Source organism: Devosia sediminis (assembly GCF_016411825.1).
GTDB lineage: Bacteria > Pseudomonadota > Alphaproteobacteria > Rhizobiales > Devosiaceae > Devosia > Devosia sediminis.
Genome location: NZ_JAEKMH010000001.1, coordinates 1,384,010 through 1,401,618, shown reverse-complemented (window position 1 = coordinate 1,401,618; position 17,609 = coordinate 1,384,010). Strand labels below are relative to the sequence as shown.

The following is a 17,609-nucleotide window of genomic DNA, read 5'->3' as shown; positions in this document are numbered from 1 at the left end:
GACCTGCTGCCTTTCGGCGCCGGAGCAGCGATAGTTCTTGTAGCGGAAGGCGACCTCATTGCCGTCGAAGGCGATGAGGCGGCTGTTCGAGATCGCGACGCGATGGGTATAGCGCGAGAGATAGGCGAGCACCGCCTCAGGCCCGGCAAAGGGCGCTTTGGCATAGACCACCCAGCGCTTCTTGCGGACCGGTGTAAGGTGACGGATGAAGGTCCGGCGGTCGCTGAGCCCCACCAGCGTGCCGAAGAAGACGAGCTTTCCGGCATTATGCAGATCAAGCAGCCGGGTGAGGAACAGGCGGCGGAACAGCGCGCCGAGCACCCGCACCGGCAGCAGGAAGGCCGGGCGCGACGAGATCCACCGCCCATCCTGTGTGAGGCCGCCACCGGGCACGATCATGTGGATGTGGGGATGGTGGGTCATGGCCGAGCCCCAGGTGTGGAGCACGGCGGTAATGCCGATGCGGACGCCCAGATGTTTTGGATCGGCCGCGATGGTCAGCATGGTCTCGGATGCCGCCTTGAACAGCAGGTCATAGACCAGCGCCTTGTTGTGGAAGGCAATGTCGGCAACCTGGGCGGGTAGCGTGAACACGACGTGGAAGTACCCGACCGGCAGGAGATTGGCCTCCTGGGCCTCCAACCATGTGCGTGCTGCCGCGCCCTGGCACCGCGGACAGTGCCGGTTGCGACAGGAGTTGTAGGCGATCCGCTGATACCCGCAGTCGGAACAGGCTTCGACGTGGCCACCCAGAGCGGCGGTGCGACAAGCCTCGATCGCTGACATGACCTTGAGCTGGCTCAGGCTCAGATGCCCGGCATGGGCCGCGCGATAGGCGGGGCCGGCAGCCCGGAAGATATCGGCGACCTCGATGGTGTGGCGCACTGGCTCAGGTGGGCGGAGGCTTGTCCTCCATCAGGGCCATCAGCCGGTCGAGGGGACTGGCCACCGCCTGGATCGTGCGGGTCGAGACCTTGGTGTAGAGCGCGGTCGTCTCGAGCTTGGAGTGCCCGAGCAGCACCTGGATGACCCGGATATCGACATCCTGCTCCAGCAGATGGGTGGCGAAGCTGTGCCGCAGGGTATGCGGGCTGACCCGTTTGCGGATGCCGGCGACCTCGGCCGCCTCCCGCACCGCGCGATGCAATTGCCGTGATGAGATCGGATCGGTGCGCGAGCGCCCCGGAAATAGCCAGCCATGGGGCAGCATGACGCCCCGCTTCTTGCCCTCCCGCCACCACAGCCGCAGCAGCTCCAGCAGCTGGGGCGAGAGCATGGCGTTGCGATCCTTGCGGCCTTTTCCCTGTTCGATCCGGATCAACATGCGGGCGCTGTCGATATCGTCGACCTTGAGGTGCGCGACCTCAGAGACGCGCAGGCCCGCGCCATAGGCAACCCCGAGCGCGGCCTTATACTTGATGCCTGGTGCCGCCTCGAGCAGCCGGGCCGCCTCCTCGATGCTGAGCACGTCAGGCAGTTGGCGCTGATAGCGGGTGATCACCAGGGCCCGCGACAGATCCCGCCGCTTCAGCGTCACGTCGAACAGGAAGCGCAGAGCCGAGACGGCACCGTTGATCGTGGAGGGGCTGACGCCGTTCTCATGCTGAAAGAGCTGGTAGCGGCGGAGATCGTCTGCCGTGGCCACATCAGGGCTCTGCCCTAAGAAGGCGGCAAAGCGCCGGACGTGACGCACATAATCGTGCTGGGTGTGGACGCCCAGGCCGCGCATCAGCATGTCCTGCTGCATGCGTTTGCGGAGCGGCGACACCGGTGAATGGTGGGTGACGTAACCATGGGGAGTTCCTCTCGTTGAAAGAAACTCCATGGTCCGACTGTAACCTCAGCCGCTCAAAGACCTAAACGATCACGCTGAACCAGCCGCGCACGCCCTCCCGCGGAGCGGGTTCGTGCATGGGGCGCGATTCTGCCTCCAGCGATGCCCTCCGAAGAGGCGAAGTGAAGCTTGGTGTTCCTAGCTTCACTTTAGTTGCATCGCGCCATCCCAATCGAATTGCACTACTCGATAAGTGAAGGTTATCGCGTAGTGGTCCAGGGCAGGGGCGGGCTGAGCGACTGCCAGTTTGGCTGTTGTAGAGATACAGAATTCCTGCAATTGATCACTTGCGGCTCTCAGTCTAGACATTCATGGCACGCGCCTTTGTGACGGTCATAGAAGCCACCTTTGACGCAAGTGCTTTCGGGACTGGACGCGTCCTGAGGAAGTAACGGGGTTGTCTCCATGTACAAGGTGGACGCGTCCGAGGATCGCCTTCTAGCCTGACGAGTCGCCATTGATGGCGCATGGTCGATCTCGACCGGTTCATGCCCAGACAATTAAGCCTCGGTACCGGCTGGGGCTGTCGGCATCAAAGCATGCGTCGGCACAAAGCTCGGCCAGCGATGTTCGGGTCTCGGCGCTAATGCTTTTAACAGGGCCGCGGTCGACGCAGCGGCATCGAACCCTAGCCGACTGACCAGTACAACATGTGCTGCGCTCAGGATCGACGCCATCGTGATCGCCGGCTCGCCACCGACGCGCGCCGTTTCAATGTTGACACCAGAAGCTGCAGCGAAAGACAGGGCCTCTACGATGGCGATGCTCACCTGCGCCGAGCTAGGAACGCCAGCAGCCGCCGCTGCGGCTCGCTGGGCGCGCTTGCGCTCCCTGTCATGGCGACGAATTTCGGCGATGGTTCTGGGCATGATCAGCCTCCGACTTGATGTACCGAAAATGGTCGCCGCTTTAGCAAGGCACAACGCCATTTCCATGGACATGTCCCGGGGCGGCGGCTGGTGGTATAGGGCCACAATAGCTACGCTCAAGAAGGGCAGTGAATTGCGGCGCGCGTTATGATCGGTGGGTCCGCGATGTAGGCCGGCGAGTTACCGCGGACATCGTCAAGCCGAATCTATGAGCAGCTGATCACCCCGGCTGTCCGTGACTTGCGAGACCCGATCGACGGCCAGGTCGTCGACGCGAGGCCAGCCGTGCCCGAGAGGGGCAGGGGGCGGGCATGGAGCTATGTCGAGATCAGCATGAGCAAACTGCGCGCGGTGCCAAGCCTGCGCGAGTTGAATGAGGCGATGAGCGCCAAGGCTGAATACGATGAGCGGAAGCGCATCCCGAGTGATCCCGCCAAGGCGCGTGAGGCCGATGCGTAAAATGCTGGCCATCCCCTCCGGACTATCCTGGTGAATCGGTGTTATCACCGGCATAACCAAGGAGCTCACATCATGATCGATAGCTGGGAAACGGTCGCCGTCATTCAAGCATCTGCCGCCAATCTGCGCCGCACCGTCGCCGAGGCACAGGCCGTGATCGATCGGCAGGCCGCAGAGACCGGTCGCGCATATCGCCAGCTTGGCGCCGCTCGCCGGCAGAACAGGCAACTGGTAGCCGAGCGGACCGCTCGCCACCGTGCAGCGATTCTGGACTATCTGACCCGGCATTGATCACCATCGCCAGAAATGATTAGGGGGCCGCGAGGCCCCCTCTCTACATCACCAGAGCCGGTGTCAGCCCGGCTTCCTCGTCCTCGAGCTCTTCTCGCCGGCGCCGGGCTGCCCGATATTCGGTCACGGCGACTTTGTCATGCGCAAGCACGCCACGCATGTTCTCCGTTCGACGAATATGTGACTGCAGGGCGGCATCGCTCGCCGTTGCAATCCGGCAAAGCATCGGTCGATCCATCGCCGTGAGCCAAGCGATATCGAATTCACGCAATGCATCCAGGGCCGCTTCCGGCGGCATGCCATCGGCAGCAAGATGGGCTGCGACTGTCCGCAGCGCATCGATGTGAGCAGCTTCTTCCGCAGCCAGCGCCTGCCTGTCTTCGTCGACAGGATCAGGCTCCAGCGCCGGTGCCGGCACGGCCACCAGCCTGCTCACCCATCTCAGGCCATCCCACACTCGCTCGGTCACGAATCGGGGCAGGGCGGCAAGCATGGCGCGAATCGATCTCAGTATCTGTTTCAGCATCGTTGGGTCTCCTTCAGATGCCGAAACATGCCCATCTGGCCAGCAAGAGACCATGCCTCACGAAAATGTGATATTGTTGAGTACAATTCTCAATTTACGACCTCGGCCTTTAAAATTGGGCCTCGATTTTTCCGAAGTGTAGCGTAGCCCTTCTAACTACAGATGTTTTGTCGCTGGCCGTGAAAATTATCTTGTGGCTAACCGCATTCCAGGTGAGCCTCGAATCACGCTGTCAATCCCCGAACGGGTTTTGAGCAGCACAGACTGACACCGGGAACGACCCAGATGAAAAACGCGAAAAACGCGCCTCAGAGCGCCACGGACAAACTCGCCCTGAAACCGGGTGAAGCCCCTCTCATCACCATCCATAAGGACGCCGTCGTCGCCGCTGCTGAGCTGATCGCTGAGGGTATCCGCGAGCAGATGGGCTGGCAGTACAAGCAGACATCGCCGGTGTTGCTTGCGGAATTGCTGCTCAAGGCGTCAGCACGCCCCCATATCGAATACCCGGGATTAGCAGCGCTGATCTCTGCGTACGACATGCTGCGGACGGTCGCGAAGGCGCCTGCGATCAATGACCGCTCGCCCGAAGGCATCGCCATCGCCAAGCTGGCCGCGAGGGCACGCTGATGGAAAAGATCACCAAGGCCTTTCTGCAGGCCTGCCTCGAAGCCGGCGCCACCCACAAGGACATCGCCGCCATCACCGGGCTCGGGCGCGGGCAGGTGTATGAACTGCTTCGCCACCATGGCCTCAGCCGTGGTCGCCGTGGTGGCCCGCGCAAGCTGCCGCCCGTGGCAGAGATCGTCGTCCGCCTCGAAGCCGGCGAGCATCCCAAGACCATTGCCGCCGCGCACGGCGTCACCACCACCGCTGTCTATCGCGCTTGCGAACGCGCGGGCATCGAAGTCCGGGACCATTTCCGGTTCCCGCGCGAACGGGGTGCTCATCGCAAGCTCCCGGTCGTCCGCGAGATCGTTCGGCGCATCGAGGCCGGCGAGCATCCCCGGGATATCGCTGCGGAAGCCGGCGTGACCGCTTCGGCTGTCCACACGGCCCTGCAGCGCGAAGGCCTCACTGCCCGCGCCATCCGCGAGGGCCGTCACCTTGAGCGCTCGCGCCGCAAGGGCCGCTTCGGCTTCCCCGATTACGTCTTTGGCCTGAAGCCCGGCCACGGCCTCGGAGGCGCAAAATGATGGCGCCCGCGACCCTTGCCGACGAGCCGTACTGGCTGGCCCGCCACGCCGCCGGCGACCGTTCTGTCGCCGTCACCAATGCCCTGCGCGAAATCGAGCAGGACCGCGAAGCCAAGGCAGTCGACGACATGATCTTCCGCTGGCTGGGCGACCTCCTTCTCGATGACCACTTGGCTGACCTTGATCGCGCTTGGAAGGGAGTACGCTGATGGCACTCTCGAAATCCATCATCGAAGAGCTGCGCGCAGAGATGAAGCGTCCCGATCACCGCTCCATGAGCCAGATCGCCCGCGACCTCGGCACCACCAAGGGCACGATCGCCGGCGCATTCGCCCGCGCCGGCATCAAGATCGGTGGCACCTACCATGATGTGCGCGCTCGTCTTGAGAGCCAGCGCGACCGGATAGAAGCCCTCGCGGCCATGAATGTGTCCGCTTGGGCCATTAGTCGCGAACTGGGCTGCAGCGACACTACCATCCGCAGCTTCTGCGAGCGGCACTGCATCCAGCTGCATGTGCGGGTCCCCCAGCCGCGACCGAAAGACAAGGCGATCCGCGAATCCATGAAGGGCATGTTCGGCAAGCAGAAGCCGCTGTCCGACCGTGACCGCGCCGAGATGAACCGCCTGCGCGACGAGGCCATCGCCGCCGGCAGGGTGACTAAGCTGCCGCCGGGCGTGGCGTACGGCGCCAAGACCTTTTTCCGCGAGGAGTATGCGTGATGCAGACCGCTCTCGATTTCGGCGACCGTCCGCGTCGCCAGTTCGTGCCCCGCACCCCCGAGGAGATCCGCACCGAGGCGCAGGACATGCTCGATACCTGGGGCGCGTTCACAGCTGACAAGAAGAAGGTGCGTGGGCTCGTCGCCATAGAGCGCCCCCTTACGGTCAATGAAGGTCGCCAGCTGTCCGCATTGATCCGCAAGACCAAGATCAAGCTGATCAAAATGGACGCGCTCAAGGTCGAGGGCGGCGTCGATTGGCCGGCGCATCATGTCGAGCACGTCGTCCGCACGATGACCCGGCTCGACGGTGACCGCGCCGAGAACTTGAACAATCTCGGGTGGGGCCCGGAAGTCTCGTCGAAGGGGCACTGGTGCGCGGCCATGCTGAGCATCGATCGCGACCGTGCAATCGCTGTGGGCCGGCTGATCGTCGAGCACTATCGCAATCAGACCGAGCGCCTCGCCGACTTTTACCCGCTGCCGGCGGATTGGATGGTGTCGTCATGACCCGCCCCAACACCATCGTCGCCATCACCACCCTCGCCGTCGCCGGCATGCTCATCGCCAGCGCCATCGTCGCATGGAGCCGGTCGTCATGACCGGCATCGCCCCCCGTATCGCCGCGGCGGCGGGGCTGGTCACAGCGGCGGCATTCGTCACAGCTGTCGTCCTTGGAGGGACACCATGAACAAGTACATTCACAGCGACACCAGCCTCGGCCCGATCAACGTTCTAGCGGATGGGCTTGAGGTGCACTGCTTGGTTTCGATCGTCTGCCGACCCACCCGCGGCCCCTTCTTCACACACGGGATCGACTTCACGTTCGTGAACCGGACCACCGACCACGAAGCCGGCATGGAAGCCTTTATCCATGGCGCGTTGGCAAAGGGCAAGTCGCTGGCAGATGCCTACATCAGGGCCCGCGAAAGCCAGCCTGTCGACGCCACGCCGATGCCCGACAAGAACTTCTCGAAGCGGACCACCATTTTCGCCTGCGGTCAGCCTGCAGGACGCGATGGGGCGCAGCGGGAGTTCGAGGTCTACGTGCAGGACTTCTGCGATCCGTCGCTTCGCCGGCTTACCTTCGCCATCGGCGTCGGCAGCCCCGAAGAGAAGCACATCGTCATCCCCACCAGCGACCTGCAGTTTTTTTTGCAGGCGATGGTGGACCTGCAGGCGACGCCGTTCACTCAGAACTTCGACGGCGAGGAGGCAGCGTAATGGTCCCGACACACCGCTTCCAAAACCTCCATCTCGGTCAGCCTTGGCCCGGCACAACCCCCTCGTTGTCGGAGCTGCTTTCCGACAACGAGACCTTCCACGGCTTCGCCAAATCCGCTGAGGCTGCCGCGATGAACCACGGTCTGGGCACCATGATCCGCGCCCAGACCTCTAGGTTCAATGAGTATGTCGCTGCTGAGCACAAGCGCGATGATCTCGTCGCCAAGCTGAGCAATGCCATGGATCAGGTGCGCCGGCAGATCGATGAGATCTATAACAAACCGGTCTCACCCGACGACGTCTTCTTCGCCGTCGACACCGAAGACAGGGTCACGATGTTCGCGGTCCCTCACGGCCGACGCATGGGCCTCTATTTCGAGACCGAAGCGGCCATGCGCGCATTCCGCAACCGCCTCGATGACACCAGCCTTTCGCCGCTGCCGCGCTATGTGATGCCGGAGCCGGTGTCCGACCGGATCGAGCTGGAGCACGGCCTGCCGCTGATAGTGGCCGACGAGATCATCTGGAAGATGGTCACGACGCGATCGCCGCAGCTCATCGACCTCTGGCTGAACCCGCCCGACATTTTCGCTTCCGCGCTGAAGGAGCCCATCGATGGCTAAGATCATTTTGGCCGGCAAACCGCTCTACGACTACACGCCGCTCAATGTCATCGACATCGCCTCGCGCCGCGGCCACCAGCGCTATGACCTCGGCCCGTGCGCGGACGCCATCCGCAACCGCGAGATTCTTCATGGATTCGGCGGCAAGCCCGAGCGCACCAGTTCTGAGCTGATCGCGTCCGAGGGCGAACGTCACCCCGAATGGTCCGACAACTTCGTGGCGCTGCGCGTCGGCGAATCCCTTGGCTGGGCCGTCGAAGTGCGTATCGTCCAGCGCATCCCCGGAGGGCACGTCTGGCGGCTGCTCGAGACCGAACGCATGTTCGAGATCATCGGCGGCAGCCGAAAAGAGCGGTCGCTCCGTGTGCGCGTTCACACCGATGACGCCGAAGCCATCGTCGCCGCCAAGCTCTGGCAGAAGGAGCTGAAGCGGCGCGATCGTGCCAGGCTGAAGGACATCGAGAAGCACAGGCCCATGATTGTCCGGCTGCTCGATCGCATCGCAACCCATGCGCCCGAGACGAAGCTTCCCAGCCACTTGGCCCGCTTTGCCGTTGGTGGGTTCGACGACATTGGCACCTGCAGGCAATTCGTCATCGACAGCCTGGGCGACCTCGACGAAGGCGAGCCCTACGTCATCGAACTGCAGCTAAATTTGCTTGCGGCCAAGCTGCCCTACGGCAGGGCGCCGAAGCTGAGTGCCGAGGACGTGGATGCCTTGGAGGGCTTTGCGATATGAGCCGGAAATCCAATCCCGCCCAGCTCGACATGTTCGCCGCCCCTGCAGCGCGCGACTGGCTGCCTAACATTCGCTCGACGCCGACCGCGACCACGGCCCTCACGGTACCCGATCTGGTGAAGCCGGGGACCGTCCTGTCAACCGAAGACGGCCGATACATCGTCGTTGCGGTCCTGCCGTCGTTCTACGCGCCCGACCGTCCCGACCACTATCGGGATCTCTCGTACATCGGCGGGCAGGGCGCCACCGACAGGTTGATCCCCTGCTTTCATTTCGCCATGGCCGCCGAGGACCGCTTCCTGGAGGCCCCATGCCGGCGTTCTCTGCGGGGCGACAGCCACCTGAATCGTGTCGTCATGAAGGGCGGGCGGCTGGCCAGCCTTTTCGACCACGTCACCCATGTTGGTGACATCATCGGGTTCAACGCCACCGCCGCCCAGATGTTGGCTGCAATGGCCAAGGAAGGGATCGCAGCATGATCACCGCCGCGATTGCATGGATCAAAGGCGCTGTCGCTCGTCTGATGGTTCCCGACGAATTCGTCTTTCAGACTGATCAATTCACGGTCCGCAGCGTCAGCATGGAGAGCTTGGATCAAGTCGTGCGCCCAAGCCTCACGATGCCGTCGCCCTATACTGGGAGGAGACCTGAATGGTCTTTGTGGAGAGTTCGGTGCGGGGAGGAGCCCACGCTGATGTGCGCTTCTTATGGCACCAAGCCAGTATTCGGGGGGACGCGCCCATGACCGCCACCGCCACCCGCGCCCTCCAGCTCGCGCAGCGCATGCTCGACACCATTGCCGCGTCCGACATCGACAATCAGGGCATCGAGATCGATGGCAAGATCCACACCGCTGACGAAATACGATCCGTCCTAAGGCGCGGGTTGGAATCGCTCCGGCAGGGACCGCTGATGCTCGATGCCCTCGGCGTGGACACTCGCCTGCGCCAAGCCTCTCGGAAAGCTGGTTCCGACGCTGCTCTCGCAAGGGCAATCGGCATCAGCAGACAGGCATTGGCAGACGTGATGAGCGGCAAGCGCCAGCCGGGCCCCGCCGTCCTCGGCTACCTGCGCCTGCGCAAAGTGGCGACTGGCCGCACTCTCTACACGCCCATGGACGACGAGGTGAGGCCGAAGGCACCGCGCAGCGAGAGGCGGCAGCGGGCGTGGGATGGGCCGTCAGTCGCAGTGCCTGACAGCGTGGCCGCGCCCTGAAAGAAAGCGCGTGTGCCTTGCTAGACCGTGCTGCATACGCTGGTCATCACCGGGAGACAGAGATGACCACCTTCTTCACCGCCGACACGCATTTCGGGCATGCCAATGTCATCGGCATGTGCCATCGGCCATATGCCAACATCACCGAGCACGACATGGGCCTCGTCGAGGCTTGGAACGCAGTCGTGGGGCCGGACGACACCGTCTGGCACCTGGGCGATTTCGCCTACCGTGCGTCGCCGAAATGGACGCGCCGGCTATTCGAGATGCTCAATGGCAGCAAGCACTTGGTGCTGGGAAACCATGATTTCAAAGGCGAGACGCGGCGGCTGCCGTGGGCGTCGCAGCACCAGCTCACGGAAATCGTCGAGGACGGCCAGACGCTGGTTCTCTGCCACTACAGCCTCCGAGTTTGGAGAAACATGCGCCGTGGTGCCGTGCAGCTCTATGGGCATTCCCACGGGAGACTCCCGGGGACGGCTCAGTCGATCGACGTGGGTGTCGATGTGATGGGCTATGCTCCGGTGACGTGGCCCCAGATCAAGCAGCGTCTCGAGCTCCAGCCGAAGTTGGACTTCCGCGACGACAGTGACGTCGTCGAAGCGATCGAGATCAAGCCATGAGGATCTGGTTGATGTCCGACCTGCACCTTGAGGTCGAATACCACAATGTCGACTATTTCGGCGTCCCGCCTGATGTCGATGTCGCCCTATGCGCCGGCGACATTGCGCGGGGCGGCAAAGAGCATGTCGAATGGCTTCAGGAGAACGTCGCCCCGCACACGCGCAGCGGTGTCATCAGCGTCTTGGGCAATCACGAATTCTATAGAAGCTCCATCGAGAGCGAACGCCTCGCTGCCGGACGCGCTGCCGCTTGGGGCGATGTTCGGGTGTTGGATGACATGTCGTGGACCGTTGACGGCGTCAGGTTCGTAGGGGCGACGCTGTGGACGGACTATGACCTTTTCAATCCATTGGGCGATCCGATCCTGCGCGACGCCGCGATGTACACCGCCAGAACTGGGCTGAATGACCACAGGCTTATAAGGTTGGTCGACAGCAGCAGCAGGCCTTTCATTCCCGCACACGCGCGCGAGATCCATCGCCGATCTGTGGCATATATAGAGTCTGTCCTATCGCAGCCCTTTGATGGCGCGACGGTGGTCGTCACGCATCATGGGCCGGCGAAAGGCAGCATTGGCGAGCGGTATCGCGACGATAGCCTGACGGCTGCCTATGTCAGCGATTTGGAGCCACTCATCCGGCGCTATCAGCCCGATCTTTGGTATCATGGTCATGTCCATGAGAGCTTCGACTACTCCATCGGCCGCACAAGAGTGATGACGAATCCGAAGGGCTACGGCCTCGAGAACAGAGCCGGCTTCAATCCCGGCTTAGTCGTCGAGATCGGTGAGCCGGCGCCAAGGCCGGTGGTGCCGTAGACGGTCTCGCCAGCGCCGGTCATACTGTTGCCATGGCCAGAAGACGATTCACACCACGCCCGCCACGGCTGCTGCCGAGAAACCCTTTCCGACCGCGCCGCTCCCGTATGCGGTCAGGCCCGTTGGTTGTGGGCGTACTGCTCATCGGTGGCATTGCCGCCATGGTCGGCGGCAATGGGTCTTCTACATCGACCAGGAGTGCGTCGCCGGCGGTCTCGACTGCGATGGCGGCGTCGTCTCCCGGGGAGTGGCGCCTCAGCTTCCGCATGTGTTCGAGCAACCGGTACACCTGTGTGGTGGACGGCGACACGATCTGGCTCGAGGGACAGAATCTGCGGCTGGAATCGTATGACACGCCCGAGCCCTACAACGACATCTGCGGCGGTCAGACCGAGGTGGCACTCGCTCATCGCGCCAGCGCCCGTCTGCTCGAGCTGCTGAATGGCAACAGCTTCTCCGTCGAGACCCATGGCGTCGATCGGTATGATCGAACTCTGGCGACCATCCGCATCGGCGGTCAGGACGTGGGCGATATCCTGATCAGCGAGGGCTTGGCGCGACGGTGGCCCAATGGCAGGGAGTTCTGGTGCTGAAATGATCAGTTTCGGTCTTTACCCTAACGGGGTCTATGGTCGGCTCGATGCCTCCAACGGCCTTGATATCGAGGCGGTCGTAGTAGAATCCGTCGCGCGGACGGGCATGTCTTTAAAGAAAGGGTTGGGATCGGCAGGCCTATATGACGTGAAGCTCAGAGGCCGGGCTGAAAGCATCCGTTTCTTGTCCTCGAATTTCGAGGTTGGAGCCGACGATATCGCGTTCTTGACTGGCGACAGACTGGTTGCTGTGCTGCACGGCGAAAGGGTCTACGTGTTCGGGGAAGTTCTAGGGTCAATCATTCGGCGGTCGTTCTGGGGAGCACTGGCTTGGATGCTTGGGCTGGCAGGGGCGCCTTGGTTTCAAGCGATGGTGAGCAATGCGCTCTACCAATTGCTCACAATGATGCCGGAGCCGGTGCTGGACACCGATCAAGTGCAGGGATGTCACTACATGACCTCGTTTGACCTCTGGGAGCCCGTCGCCGATCAGACCGCCCGGATCAAGTCGGGTCGGGCTTAGTTAACGCCGAATAGAGCTCGTCGCGCCACAGATGCGTCGTCCGCGTACCGGCCAACCTTCTCACGACGAGCATGCCGACATCGTTGTTCGAAGGATACCGCTGCCGCACACGCCAGAAATCGGATCGACCGCATCGCGGGCAGCAGCCATCGAAGAGGTCATCGAGGTATGTATCCCGGTGATAGATCTGCAGCAGGTCGGTCGCTAGGAATGCCCGGCTGCGGCGGCACATGTTGCATTTCGCGACGAGCAGCAATCCTTTGTCGGCGGCTTGGCCGAGGCGAGGGCGGTAGAACATGGAGCTGGGCGGGCTGTTAGTCATCGAATCCAGATTGCCACTTGTTCCTGTTATGTTCTAATTTCAAACGCGTGAGCATGGCAAGAATGGAGACGATCACGATGCGCCTGCAGCAACAGTCGAGCGGCCAGCCTCCGGTCCAGAAACCGACAACGCTCATTGTCGTCCTCGCCTTCGAGAGAGGCGAGGACGGCGAATTACGCCCCGCATTCGAAGCGCAGCAGATGCCGAGCGAGCATGCCGCTATTCAGCGTGCGAAGCTGATGTCTCGGGGCTACGCTGGCGTGATCGCCTGGAAGCGGCCAGCACGGCCGGATGAAGGCGAATTCGGCGACAGCGAAGTTCTGTTCCAGGCTGGTGACGTCCCTGAAATGGAATAGACTGCAGCCGGCAGAAGTGGGGGCACCAATGTTCGGATGGTTTGCGAAGAAGGCTGAGAACACGCAGCGCGAGGAGGCAGTGCGCTTCATCGACAGCCTGCGAGGCATAGACCAGGATGGTCTGGATAGCATCGCCGCTCTGGCTTGGTTCTGGGCGCAGAAGTACTCTGAGACCGGCATCGATCTCTACGAAATGGAATCGTGGTTGCCGCAGCGCTTGATGTTCCCTGTGGAGCTTGGCCGCTCCATCAAAGTCCTGCAACGCGACCGGTCGGCGAGCGGCGTCGGCCTGCATGTCTGGCTGCACTCGGCACGGGCACTCATGTATCCCGAGTTGCGGATCTACGGACGTGAGATTTGGGGACACCTCGCTAAGGCATCCCCCGAGGCCACATCGCTGGCGATTCAGTTCTATCAGCAGGCCGGGATGCGCTTCGGGGAGACCGATCCGGGCCGCGTACCCACTGGATTGGAACCGCTGAATCGCTGATCGGTTGTCCACAAGGACATCTTGGAGTCGAGCATTGATTCTGCGACAGTCGCCCCAATGTCGCCCCAGTCGAAAAGTCGCCCCAGTGGGGCAGAAGTTGGCGCTAGCAATTTCAAGGGTTTAGGTGGTGATCCCGACTGGATTCGAACCAGTGGCCTCAGGATTAGGAATCCTGCGCTCTATCCTGCTGAGCTACGGGACCAGCCGGTGATCGACGTACCAGCCGAGGGCTGGACTTGCAAGATGGGCGAAAGGAATGCCTGCAATGGCCGATGAAACGATCTCCTTCATCCTTTTCCCTGACCCGCGCCTCACGCGGGTGGCCATCTCGCAGCCGGTCGACGACGAGCTGCGGAGCATCGGCGCGGCCCTCCTGCAGGCCGCCCGGGATGCTCAGGCCTATGGCCTGGCCGCCGCCCATATCGGCCAGGTCGCGCCGGTGGCCGTGGTCAGCCTCGCCGATCCTTCCACCCGCGACTACCGCCTGCTCTACAATCCCCGCATTCTATTGACCTCAGGCTCCGAGGTTTCGGGCAAGGAAGGCTCGGTCTCCATGCCGGGCATCGAGGTAGACGTCGTCCGCCCGGAAAACGCCCGCATCGGATTTGACGACGAGGCCGGCAATCCGCACGAACTCGAGCTCACCGGTTTTGCCGCCCGTGTCGCCCAGCACGAGATCGATCAGGTCAATGGCGTCTTGTTCCTGTCGCGCGTTTCCCGTCTCAAGCGCGACACCGCCATCAAGCGCTTCGGCAAACTGGCCCGCAAAGGTTGATCCCGTGGACCGGGTCCGCTAAAGGGGGCGCAACACACGAAGGAACAAAAATGCGTACGGAAATAGAGAAGACCGTCGCCGAAATCGAGCAGGTTCTGACCCTGCTGAGGAGGCATCTTTGACTGGGATACAGCACAACTCCGCCTCGACGCGCTGAACGCGCAGACTGAATCCCCCGACTTCTGGAATGATCCGGAAAAGGCCCGCGTCACCATGCGCGAGCGCGACGAGCTCGACGTGGCGGTAAAAACCGTGCGCGAACTCGAAGCTGGCATCTCGGACAATGTCGAGCTGATCGAACTGGGCGAAGCCGAGGGCGATGCCGAGATCGTCAAGGATGCCGAGCAAGCCCTCATCGACCTCAAGTCCACCGCCCGCCGAACCCAGATCGAAACGCTGCTCTCGGGTGAAGTCGACGCCAATGACTGCTACGTGGAAATCCACTCGGGCGCCGGCGGCACCGAGAGCCAGGACTGGGCCAACATGCTGCTGCGCATGTATACCCGCTGGGCCGAACGCCGGAAGATGAAGGTGGAAGTGCTCGAAATGCATGACGGCGAAGAAGCCGGCATCAAGTCGGCCACCATCCAGATCAAGGGCCACAATGCCTATGGCTGGCTCAAGACCGAGAGTGGCGTTCACCGCCTCGTGCGCATCAGCCCATACGACTCGGCCGCCCGCCGCCACACCAGCTTTTCGAGCTGCTGGGTCTATCCGGTCATCGACGATTCGATTGAGATCGAGATCCGCGAAGCCGATCTCAAAGTCGATACCTATCGCGCCTCGGGTGCTGGCGGCCAGCACGTCAACACCACCGACTCAGCCATCCGCATCACCCACGTGCCCTCGGGCATCATCGTGGCTTGCCAGCAGGAACGCTCGCAGCACAAGAACCGTGCGACGGCCATGGCCATGCTGAAATCCCGTCTCTACGAGATGGAATTGCAGAAGCGCGAAGAGGCGGCCAACGCCCAGGCGGCCAACAAGACCGATATTGGCTGGGGCCACCAGATCCGCTCCTACGTCCTGCAGCCCTACCAGATGGTCAAGGATCTGCGCACCGGCGTCGAAAGCGGCCAGCCATCCGTGGTCCTCGATGGCGACCTCGACGAATTCATGGAAGCCGCTCTCGCCCAGCGCGTCGGCGTCGCCACGGACGTCGTCTCTGAGTGATCTCAGTTGTCTGTCGAACTGAAAAACCCCGGCCACAAGCCGGGGCTTTTCTTTTAGGCGTGATATCGGGGTTCTGCCCACCCTCCCCCTTGAGGGGAGGGTAGCGCAGCTAGGCTGCAAGCCTTAGCGAAGCTGAGGAGGGGGTGTCGGTCGGGAACCAGGTTATTCCCTCGCCGGCGGGCTCCCTGTTTCCAAAGCCCAACCAATCCACCGCTCCGCCCTCGGGCGTGACCCGAGGGCCACTCTCAACCAGCGTTGACGCGGCGATTGGTCCTCGGATCAAGTCCGAGGGCGGCCCTGTGTTCGTGAACGTATAGGTCCACTCACCCCAGCATTGCCAGAATCCGCTTCCCGGTGTCGAGGAACGGCTTGGGGTCGATGCTGTTCTCGCCCCGATGCACTTCGAAATGCAGGTGCGGTCCGGTCGAGCGGCCAGTTGAGCCCACCTTGGCTATGGGCGTGCCCGTATGCACCTGCTGGCCCTCCTTGGCGATATAGGCGCTCAAGTGCGCATAGCGGGTGAAAAGCCCATTGCCATGGGTCACTTCGACCACTTTGCCATAGCCCGATTTCTCGCCGACGAAACTCACCACGCCATCGGCGGCGCTCAGCACCGACGTGCCGGTCGGGGCAGCGAAATCGAGGCCCGAGTGGAAGGCGCGATTGCCGGTGAAGGGGTCCTTGCGGTTGCCATAGCCCGAGCTCTGGCGAAAATTGCCGGTGATCGGCATGTGCACCGGCGCGAAGCTGAGGCTGTCGCGCGCCGCCTTGTAGATCAGGAGCGCGTCCATCACCGCATTGGCGTCTTCGATCATCGGTGAAGTGGCTGCAGCGTCATTGGCCGCCAGCAGCGGCCCGCCCATGCCTGCGAACTGCGCGTCCGGCAGGTCGAGCTCTATGCCGAGCTTGCCCAGTTCCGTGACGATGTTTTCGGTGCGCTCCGTGGCGGCCAGGGCAATGCCGGTCATGGCCTGCTGCGTCTCGTCCATCATCTGCGTCACAGTGGCGGCCGTCGCTTCCACATCCGGATTGCCGTCCAGCGTCGTCACCATGGAGAGGTCCATGTCGGATGCCTCTGGAGCCGCCACAGCGGCGAGGCCAAGCTGGTCAGCCTTGGTCACGAGCGCGCGGACCAATTGATGCTGCTCCAGCAACACTTCCTGCTGCGCCGAAAGCTCCTGCAATTGCAGGTTCATGTCGCCGGCTTGCGCATAGTTGCGCGAATGCAGGCGGTCGATTTCGACCCGCATCTGTGCCAGGCGGTCCTCATAGGCCGACAGCACCATGTCGTTCTGGCCCCCGAGCAGTCGGGAAATGTCGGGCGCCATCAGGAGCGCCGTGCCCAAGAGCGCGTTGCCGCCCAGCAGCACCGCAAACATGGAGTAGAACAGGGCAGGGTGGATTCCGCGGCCCCGGGGCTTCTGCCCCTCGGTCTTCGACTTGGCTGACTGACGCACGCCATGACCCCCGAACACGCAACATGGTTAGTGGAGTGTGCACGGGCTTGGTTAAGAAGCCGAAAACTTCGGAGAACTACTGAGCCAATACCTCGTCGAGCGACTCCAGCACCTTGGCCGCATGACCCTTGATCCGAGTGGCCCTGATGATCCGCGCGATGCACCCTTCGGCATCGAGGATGAAGCTGGTGCGGATCAGTCCCATGAACTCGCGCCCATAGAGCTTTTTCATCTGCCACAGGCCGAAGGCCTCGATCACCTGCCGCTCGGGATCGAAAGCCAGCGGCACTTTCAAACCATACTTGGCGCGGAATTTCTGGTGGCTATCGGCCGTATCGGGCGAGATGCCGACGAGCACGGCGCCGCGCGCCGCATATTCCGAAGATAGCTCGGAAAACTCCTGGTTTTCGTCCACGCATCCGCCGGAATCGTCTTCGGGATAAAAGAACAGCACCACCGGCTTGCCGAGCAGATCGGCCTTGCTGATCGTGCTGCCATCGTCGCGTCGCAAAACGAAATCCGGAGCGGGATCACCTGGCTTGAGATGGGTCATGGCTGCTCCTTGGATCGGTCGCGACCGGGAATCGTTCTGCGCCCCGAAAGGCACCAGAACAAGCTCCGGCATAGGCTTCAACGTCTCTCTTGCCGAGGCGGATTGTACACGCCGCGAATTGTGGGTGTCAGCGTCACATTCCAGCCGGTATCATCATGCATTGCACCGCCAATGGCGGATGATTCTGATTGGTGCAGGACGCAGTTTCCTGCCAGTCATCGGCGTGGCGG

26 protein-coding genes and 1 tRNA gene are annotated in these 17,609 nt (G+C 62.5%); 20 read left to right on the top strand and 7 right to left on the bottom strand.

What is annotated here, in order from left to right; all coding sequences use genetic code 11:
- The 3 genes from JEQ47_RS07280 to JEQ47_RS07270 all read right to left on the bottom strand — a co-directional run.
- Positions 1–885: IS91 family transposase (locus tag JEQ47_RS07280; RefSeq protein WP_198875671.1), on the bottom strand; the 885-nt coding region annotated here is incomplete at its 3' end.
- Between the two features lie 4 nt (positions 886–889).
- Positions 890–1,825 carry a tyrosine-type recombinase/integrase gene (locus JEQ47_RS07275; protein ID WP_198875670.1) on the bottom strand — a complete coding sequence of 312 codons (936 nt, stop codon included), beginning with the start codon at positions 1,823–1,825 and terminating at the stop codon, positions 890–892.
- 509 nt (positions 1,826–2,334) lie between these two features.
- Positions 2,335–2,703, bottom strand: coding sequence for a hypothetical protein (locus JEQ47_RS07270; RefSeq protein ID WP_198875669.1), 369 nt, complete (start codon positions 2,701–2,703; stop codon positions 2,335–2,337).
- Between the two features lie 333 nt (positions 2,704–3,036).
- Here JEQ47_RS07270 and JEQ47_RS20930 point away from each other — a divergent pair, with 333 nt between their 5' ends.
- Together JEQ47_RS20930 and JEQ47_RS07265 are read left to right on the top strand one after the other, a co-directional pair.
- On the top strand, positions 3,037–3,162 hold the full coding sequence (locus JEQ47_RS20930; RefSeq protein WP_268905704.1) for a hypothetical protein: 126 nt from the start codon (positions 3,037–3,039) through the stop codon (positions 3,160–3,162).
- A gap of 72 nt (positions 3,163–3,234) precedes the next feature.
- A complete protein-coding gene (locus JEQ47_RS07265; protein WP_198875668.1) occupies positions 3,235–3,453 on the top strand; it encodes a hypothetical protein in 219 nt (72 codons plus the stop codon).
- A 43-nt stretch (positions 3,454–3,496) separates the two neighbouring features.
- On the opposite strand, the gene JEQ47_RS07260 is transcribed toward JEQ47_RS07265, so the two are convergent.
- Positions 3,497–3,979, bottom strand: a complete 483-nt coding sequence (locus JEQ47_RS07260; protein ID WP_198875667.1) for a hypothetical protein — start codon at positions 3,977–3,979, stop codon at positions 3,497–3,499.
- Between the two features lie 285 nt (positions 3,980–4,264).
- Here JEQ47_RS07260 and JEQ47_RS07255 point away from each other — a divergent pair, with 285 nt between their 5' ends.
- The 16 genes from JEQ47_RS07255 (at position 4,265) to JEQ47_RS07180 (ending at position 13,421) form a co-directional block, all read left to right on the top strand.
- Positions 4,265–4,609 (top strand): hypothetical protein, encoded by a 345-nt coding sequence (locus tag JEQ47_RS07255; RefSeq protein ID WP_198875666.1) that lies wholly within the window; start codon positions 4,265–4,267, stop codon positions 4,607–4,609.
- Positions 4,609–5,175: a hypothetical protein gene (locus JEQ47_RS07250; protein ID WP_198875665.1), complete on the top strand. Its 567-nt coding sequence runs from the start codon at positions 4,609–4,611 to the stop codon at positions 5,173–5,175. Before JEQ47_RS07255 ends, JEQ47_RS07250 begins: the two co-directional genes overlap by 1 nt.
- A complete protein-coding gene (locus JEQ47_RS07245) occupies positions 5,172–5,384 on the top strand; it encodes a hypothetical protein (RefSeq protein WP_198875664.1) in 213 nt (70 codons plus the stop codon). The genes JEQ47_RS07250 and JEQ47_RS07245 overlap by 4 nt, the downstream gene beginning before the upstream one ends.
- Positions 5,384–5,896, top strand: a complete 513-nt coding sequence (locus JEQ47_RS07240) for a hypothetical protein (protein WP_198875663.1) — start codon at positions 5,384–5,386, stop codon at positions 5,894–5,896. The genes JEQ47_RS07245 and JEQ47_RS07240 overlap by 1 nt, the downstream gene beginning before the upstream one ends.
- Positions 5,896–6,405 carry a hypothetical protein gene (locus JEQ47_RS07235; RefSeq protein WP_198875662.1) on the top strand — a complete coding sequence of 170 codons (510 nt, stop codon included), beginning with the start codon at positions 5,896–5,898 and terminating at the stop codon, positions 6,403–6,405. The genes JEQ47_RS07240 and JEQ47_RS07235 overlap by 1 nt, the downstream gene beginning before the upstream one ends.
- Before the next feature lie 177 nt (positions 6,406–6,582).
- Positions 6,583–7,119 (top strand): hypothetical protein, encoded by a 537-nt coding sequence (locus JEQ47_RS07230; RefSeq protein ID WP_198875661.1) that lies wholly within the window; start codon positions 6,583–6,585, stop codon positions 7,117–7,119.
- A complete protein-coding gene (locus JEQ47_RS07225) occupies positions 7,119–7,742 on the top strand; it encodes a hypothetical protein (protein WP_198875660.1) in 624 nt (207 codons plus the stop codon). The genes JEQ47_RS07230 and JEQ47_RS07225 overlap by 1 nt, the downstream gene beginning before the upstream one ends.
- Complete coding sequence (locus tag JEQ47_RS07220; protein ID WP_198875659.1) at positions 7,735–8,481, top strand: hypothetical protein; 747 nt, start codon at positions 7,735–7,737, stop codon at positions 8,479–8,481. The genes JEQ47_RS07225 and JEQ47_RS07220 overlap by 8 nt, the downstream gene beginning before the upstream one ends.
- Positions 8,478–8,960 carry a hypothetical protein gene (locus JEQ47_RS07215; RefSeq protein WP_198875658.1) on the top strand — a complete coding sequence of 161 codons (483 nt, stop codon included), beginning with the start codon at positions 8,478–8,480 and terminating at the stop codon, positions 8,958–8,960. Before JEQ47_RS07220 ends, JEQ47_RS07215 begins: the two co-directional genes overlap by 4 nt.
- Positions 8,961–9,222: 262 nt before the next feature.
- Positions 9,223–9,696, top strand: a complete 474-nt coding sequence (locus JEQ47_RS07210) for a helix-turn-helix domain-containing protein (protein ID WP_198875657.1) — start codon at positions 9,223–9,225, stop codon at positions 9,694–9,696.
- Positions 9,697–9,758: 62 nt separating this feature from the next.
- On the top strand, positions 9,759–10,319 hold the full coding sequence (locus JEQ47_RS07205) for a metallophosphoesterase family protein (protein WP_198875656.1): 561 nt from the start codon (positions 9,759–9,761) through the stop codon (positions 10,317–10,319).
- An 11-nt stretch (positions 10,320–10,330) separates the two neighbouring features.
- On the top strand, positions 10,331–11,137 hold the full coding sequence (locus JEQ47_RS07200) for a metallophosphoesterase (RefSeq protein ID WP_198875655.1): 807 nt from the start codon (positions 10,331–10,333) through the stop codon (positions 11,135–11,137).
- 128 nt (positions 11,138–11,265) lie between these two features.
- Positions 11,266–11,730, top strand: coding sequence for a thermonuclease family protein (locus JEQ47_RS07195; protein WP_328768419.1), 465 nt, complete (start codon positions 11,266–11,268; stop codon positions 11,728–11,730).
- A gap of 1 nt (position 11,731) precedes the next feature.
- Positions 11,732–12,253, top strand: coding sequence for a hypothetical protein (locus JEQ47_RS07190; protein ID WP_198875654.1), 522 nt, complete (start codon positions 11,732–11,734; stop codon positions 12,251–12,253).
- A 384-nt stretch (positions 12,254–12,637) separates the two neighbouring features.
- On the top strand, positions 12,638–12,931 hold the full coding sequence (locus tag JEQ47_RS07185; protein WP_236020666.1) for a hypothetical protein: 294 nt from the start codon (positions 12,638–12,640) through the stop codon (positions 12,929–12,931).
- A 28-nt stretch (positions 12,932–12,959) separates the two neighbouring features.
- Entirely contained in the window at positions 12,960–13,421 is a 462-nt protein-coding gene (locus JEQ47_RS07180) for a hypothetical protein (protein WP_198875653.1), read from the top strand.
- 125 nt (positions 13,422–13,546) lie between these two features.
- Here JEQ47_RS07180 and JEQ47_RS07175 read toward each other — a convergent pair.
- Positions 13,547–13,623: transfer RNA gene (locus tag JEQ47_RS07175), tRNA-Arg, on the bottom strand.
- Positions 13,624–13,686: 63 nt separating this feature from the next.
- On the opposite strand from JEQ47_RS07175, the gene JEQ47_RS07170 reads away from it, so the two are divergent.
- Positions 13,687–14,196, top strand: coding sequence for a peptide deformylase (locus JEQ47_RS07170; protein ID WP_198875652.1), 510 nt, complete (start codon positions 13,687–13,689; stop codon positions 14,194–14,196).
- 50 nt (positions 14,197–14,246) lie between these two features.
- Positions 14,247–15,369, top strand: a protein-coding gene (prfB, locus tag JEQ47_RS07165; protein ID WP_198875651.1) for a peptide chain release factor 2 whose coding sequence is annotated in 2 segments (ribosomal slippage) — positions 14,247–14,315 and positions 14,317–15,369 — 1,122 coding nt in all. Because the reading frame shifts where the segments join, the coding sequence is not laid out codon by codon here.
- 323 nt (positions 15,370–15,692) lie between these two features.
- Here the strand turns inward: prfB and JEQ47_RS21025 are convergent.
- On the bottom strand, positions 15,693–16,826 hold the full coding sequence (locus JEQ47_RS21025; RefSeq protein ID WP_198875650.1) for a M23 family metallopeptidase: 1,134 nt from the start codon (positions 16,824–16,826) through the stop codon (positions 15,693–15,695).
- Between the two features lie 76 nt (positions 16,827–16,902).
- On the bottom strand, positions 16,903–17,379 hold the full coding sequence (locus JEQ47_RS07155; RefSeq protein ID WP_198875649.1) for a peroxiredoxin: 477 nt from the start codon (positions 17,377–17,379) through the stop codon (positions 16,903–16,905).
- Between the last annotated feature and the right edge of the window lie 230 nt (positions 17,380–17,609).

Bases quoted from the DNA above. Each gene is read 5' to 3' on its own strand.
- JEQ47_RS07255 (WP_198875666.1), top strand. From the start codon at position 4,265: ATGAAAAACGCGAAAAACGCGCCTCAGAGCGCCACGGACAAACTCGCC.
- JEQ47_RS07230 (WP_198875661.1), top strand. From the start codon at position 6,583: ATGAACAAGTACATTCACAGCGACACCAGCCTCGGCCCGATCAACGTT.
- JEQ47_RS07260 (WP_198875667.1), bottom strand. From the start codon at position 3,979: ATGCTGAAACAGATACTGAGATCGATTCGCGCCATGCTTGCCGCCCTG.
- JEQ47_RS07180 (WP_198875653.1), top strand. From the start codon at position 12,960: ATGTTCGGATGGTTTGCGAAGAAGGCTGAGAACACGCAGCGCGAGGAG.
- JEQ47_RS07215 (WP_198875658.1), top strand. From the start codon at position 8,478: ATGAGCCGGAAATCCAATCCCGCCCAGCTCGACATGTTCGCCGCCCCT.
- JEQ47_RS07235 (WP_198875662.1), top strand. From the start codon at position 5,896: ATGCAGACCGCTCTCGATTTCGGCGACCGTCCGCGTCGCCAGTTCGTG.
- JEQ47_RS07265 (WP_198875668.1), top strand. From the start codon at position 3,235: ATGATCGATAGCTGGGAAACGGTCGCCGTCATTCAAGCATCTGCCGCC.
- JEQ47_RS07240 (WP_198875663.1), top strand. From the start codon at position 5,384: ATGGCACTCTCGAAATCCATCATCGAAGAGCTGCGCGCAGAGATGAAG.
- JEQ47_RS07225 (WP_198875660.1), top strand. From the start codon at position 7,119: ATGGTCCCGACACACCGCTTCCAAAACCTCCATCTCGGTCAGCCTTGG.
- JEQ47_RS07275 (WP_198875670.1), bottom strand. From the start codon at position 1,825: ATGGAGTTTCTTTCAACGAGAGGAACTCCCCATGGTTACGTCACCCAC.
- JEQ47_RS07170 (WP_198875652.1), top strand. From the start codon at position 13,687: ATGGCCGATGAAACGATCTCCTTCATCCTTTTCCCTGACCCGCGCCTC.
- JEQ47_RS20930 (WP_268905704.1), top strand. From the start codon at position 3,037: ATGAGCAAACTGCGCGCGGTGCCAAGCCTGCGCGAGTTGAATGAGGCG.
- JEQ47_RS07200 (WP_198875655.1), top strand. From the start codon at position 10,331: ATGTCCGACCTGCACCTTGAGGTCGAATACCACAATGTCGACTATTTC.
- JEQ47_RS07220 (WP_198875659.1), top strand. From the start codon at position 7,735: ATGGCTAAGATCATTTTGGCCGGCAAACCGCTCTACGACTACACGCCG.
- JEQ47_RS07155 (WP_198875649.1), bottom strand. From the start codon at position 17,379: ATGACCCATCTCAAGCCAGGTGATCCCGCTCCGGATTTCGTTTTGCGA.
- JEQ47_RS07205 (WP_198875656.1), top strand. From the start codon at position 9,759: ATGACCACCTTCTTCACCGCCGACACGCATTTCGGGCATGCCAATGTC.
- JEQ47_RS07245 (WP_198875664.1), top strand. From the start codon at position 5,172: ATGATGGCGCCCGCGACCCTTGCCGACGAGCCGTACTGGCTGGCCCGC.
- JEQ47_RS07270 (WP_198875669.1), bottom strand. From the start codon at position 2,703: ATGCCCAGAACCATCGCCGAAATTCGTCGCCATGACAGGGAGCGCAAG.
- JEQ47_RS07190 (WP_198875654.1), top strand. From the start codon at position 11,732: ATGATCAGTTTCGGTCTTTACCCTAACGGGGTCTATGGTCGGCTCGAT.
- JEQ47_RS07185 (WP_236020666.1), top strand. From the start codon at position 12,638: ATGGAGACGATCACGATGCGCCTGCAGCAACAGTCGAGCGGCCAGCCT.
- JEQ47_RS07250 (WP_198875665.1), top strand. From the start codon at position 4,609: ATGGAAAAGATCACCAAGGCCTTTCTGCAGGCCTGCCTCGAAGCCGGC.
- JEQ47_RS07210 (WP_198875657.1), top strand. From the start codon at position 9,223: ATGACCGCCACCGCCACCCGCGCCCTCCAGCTCGCGCAGCGCATGCTC.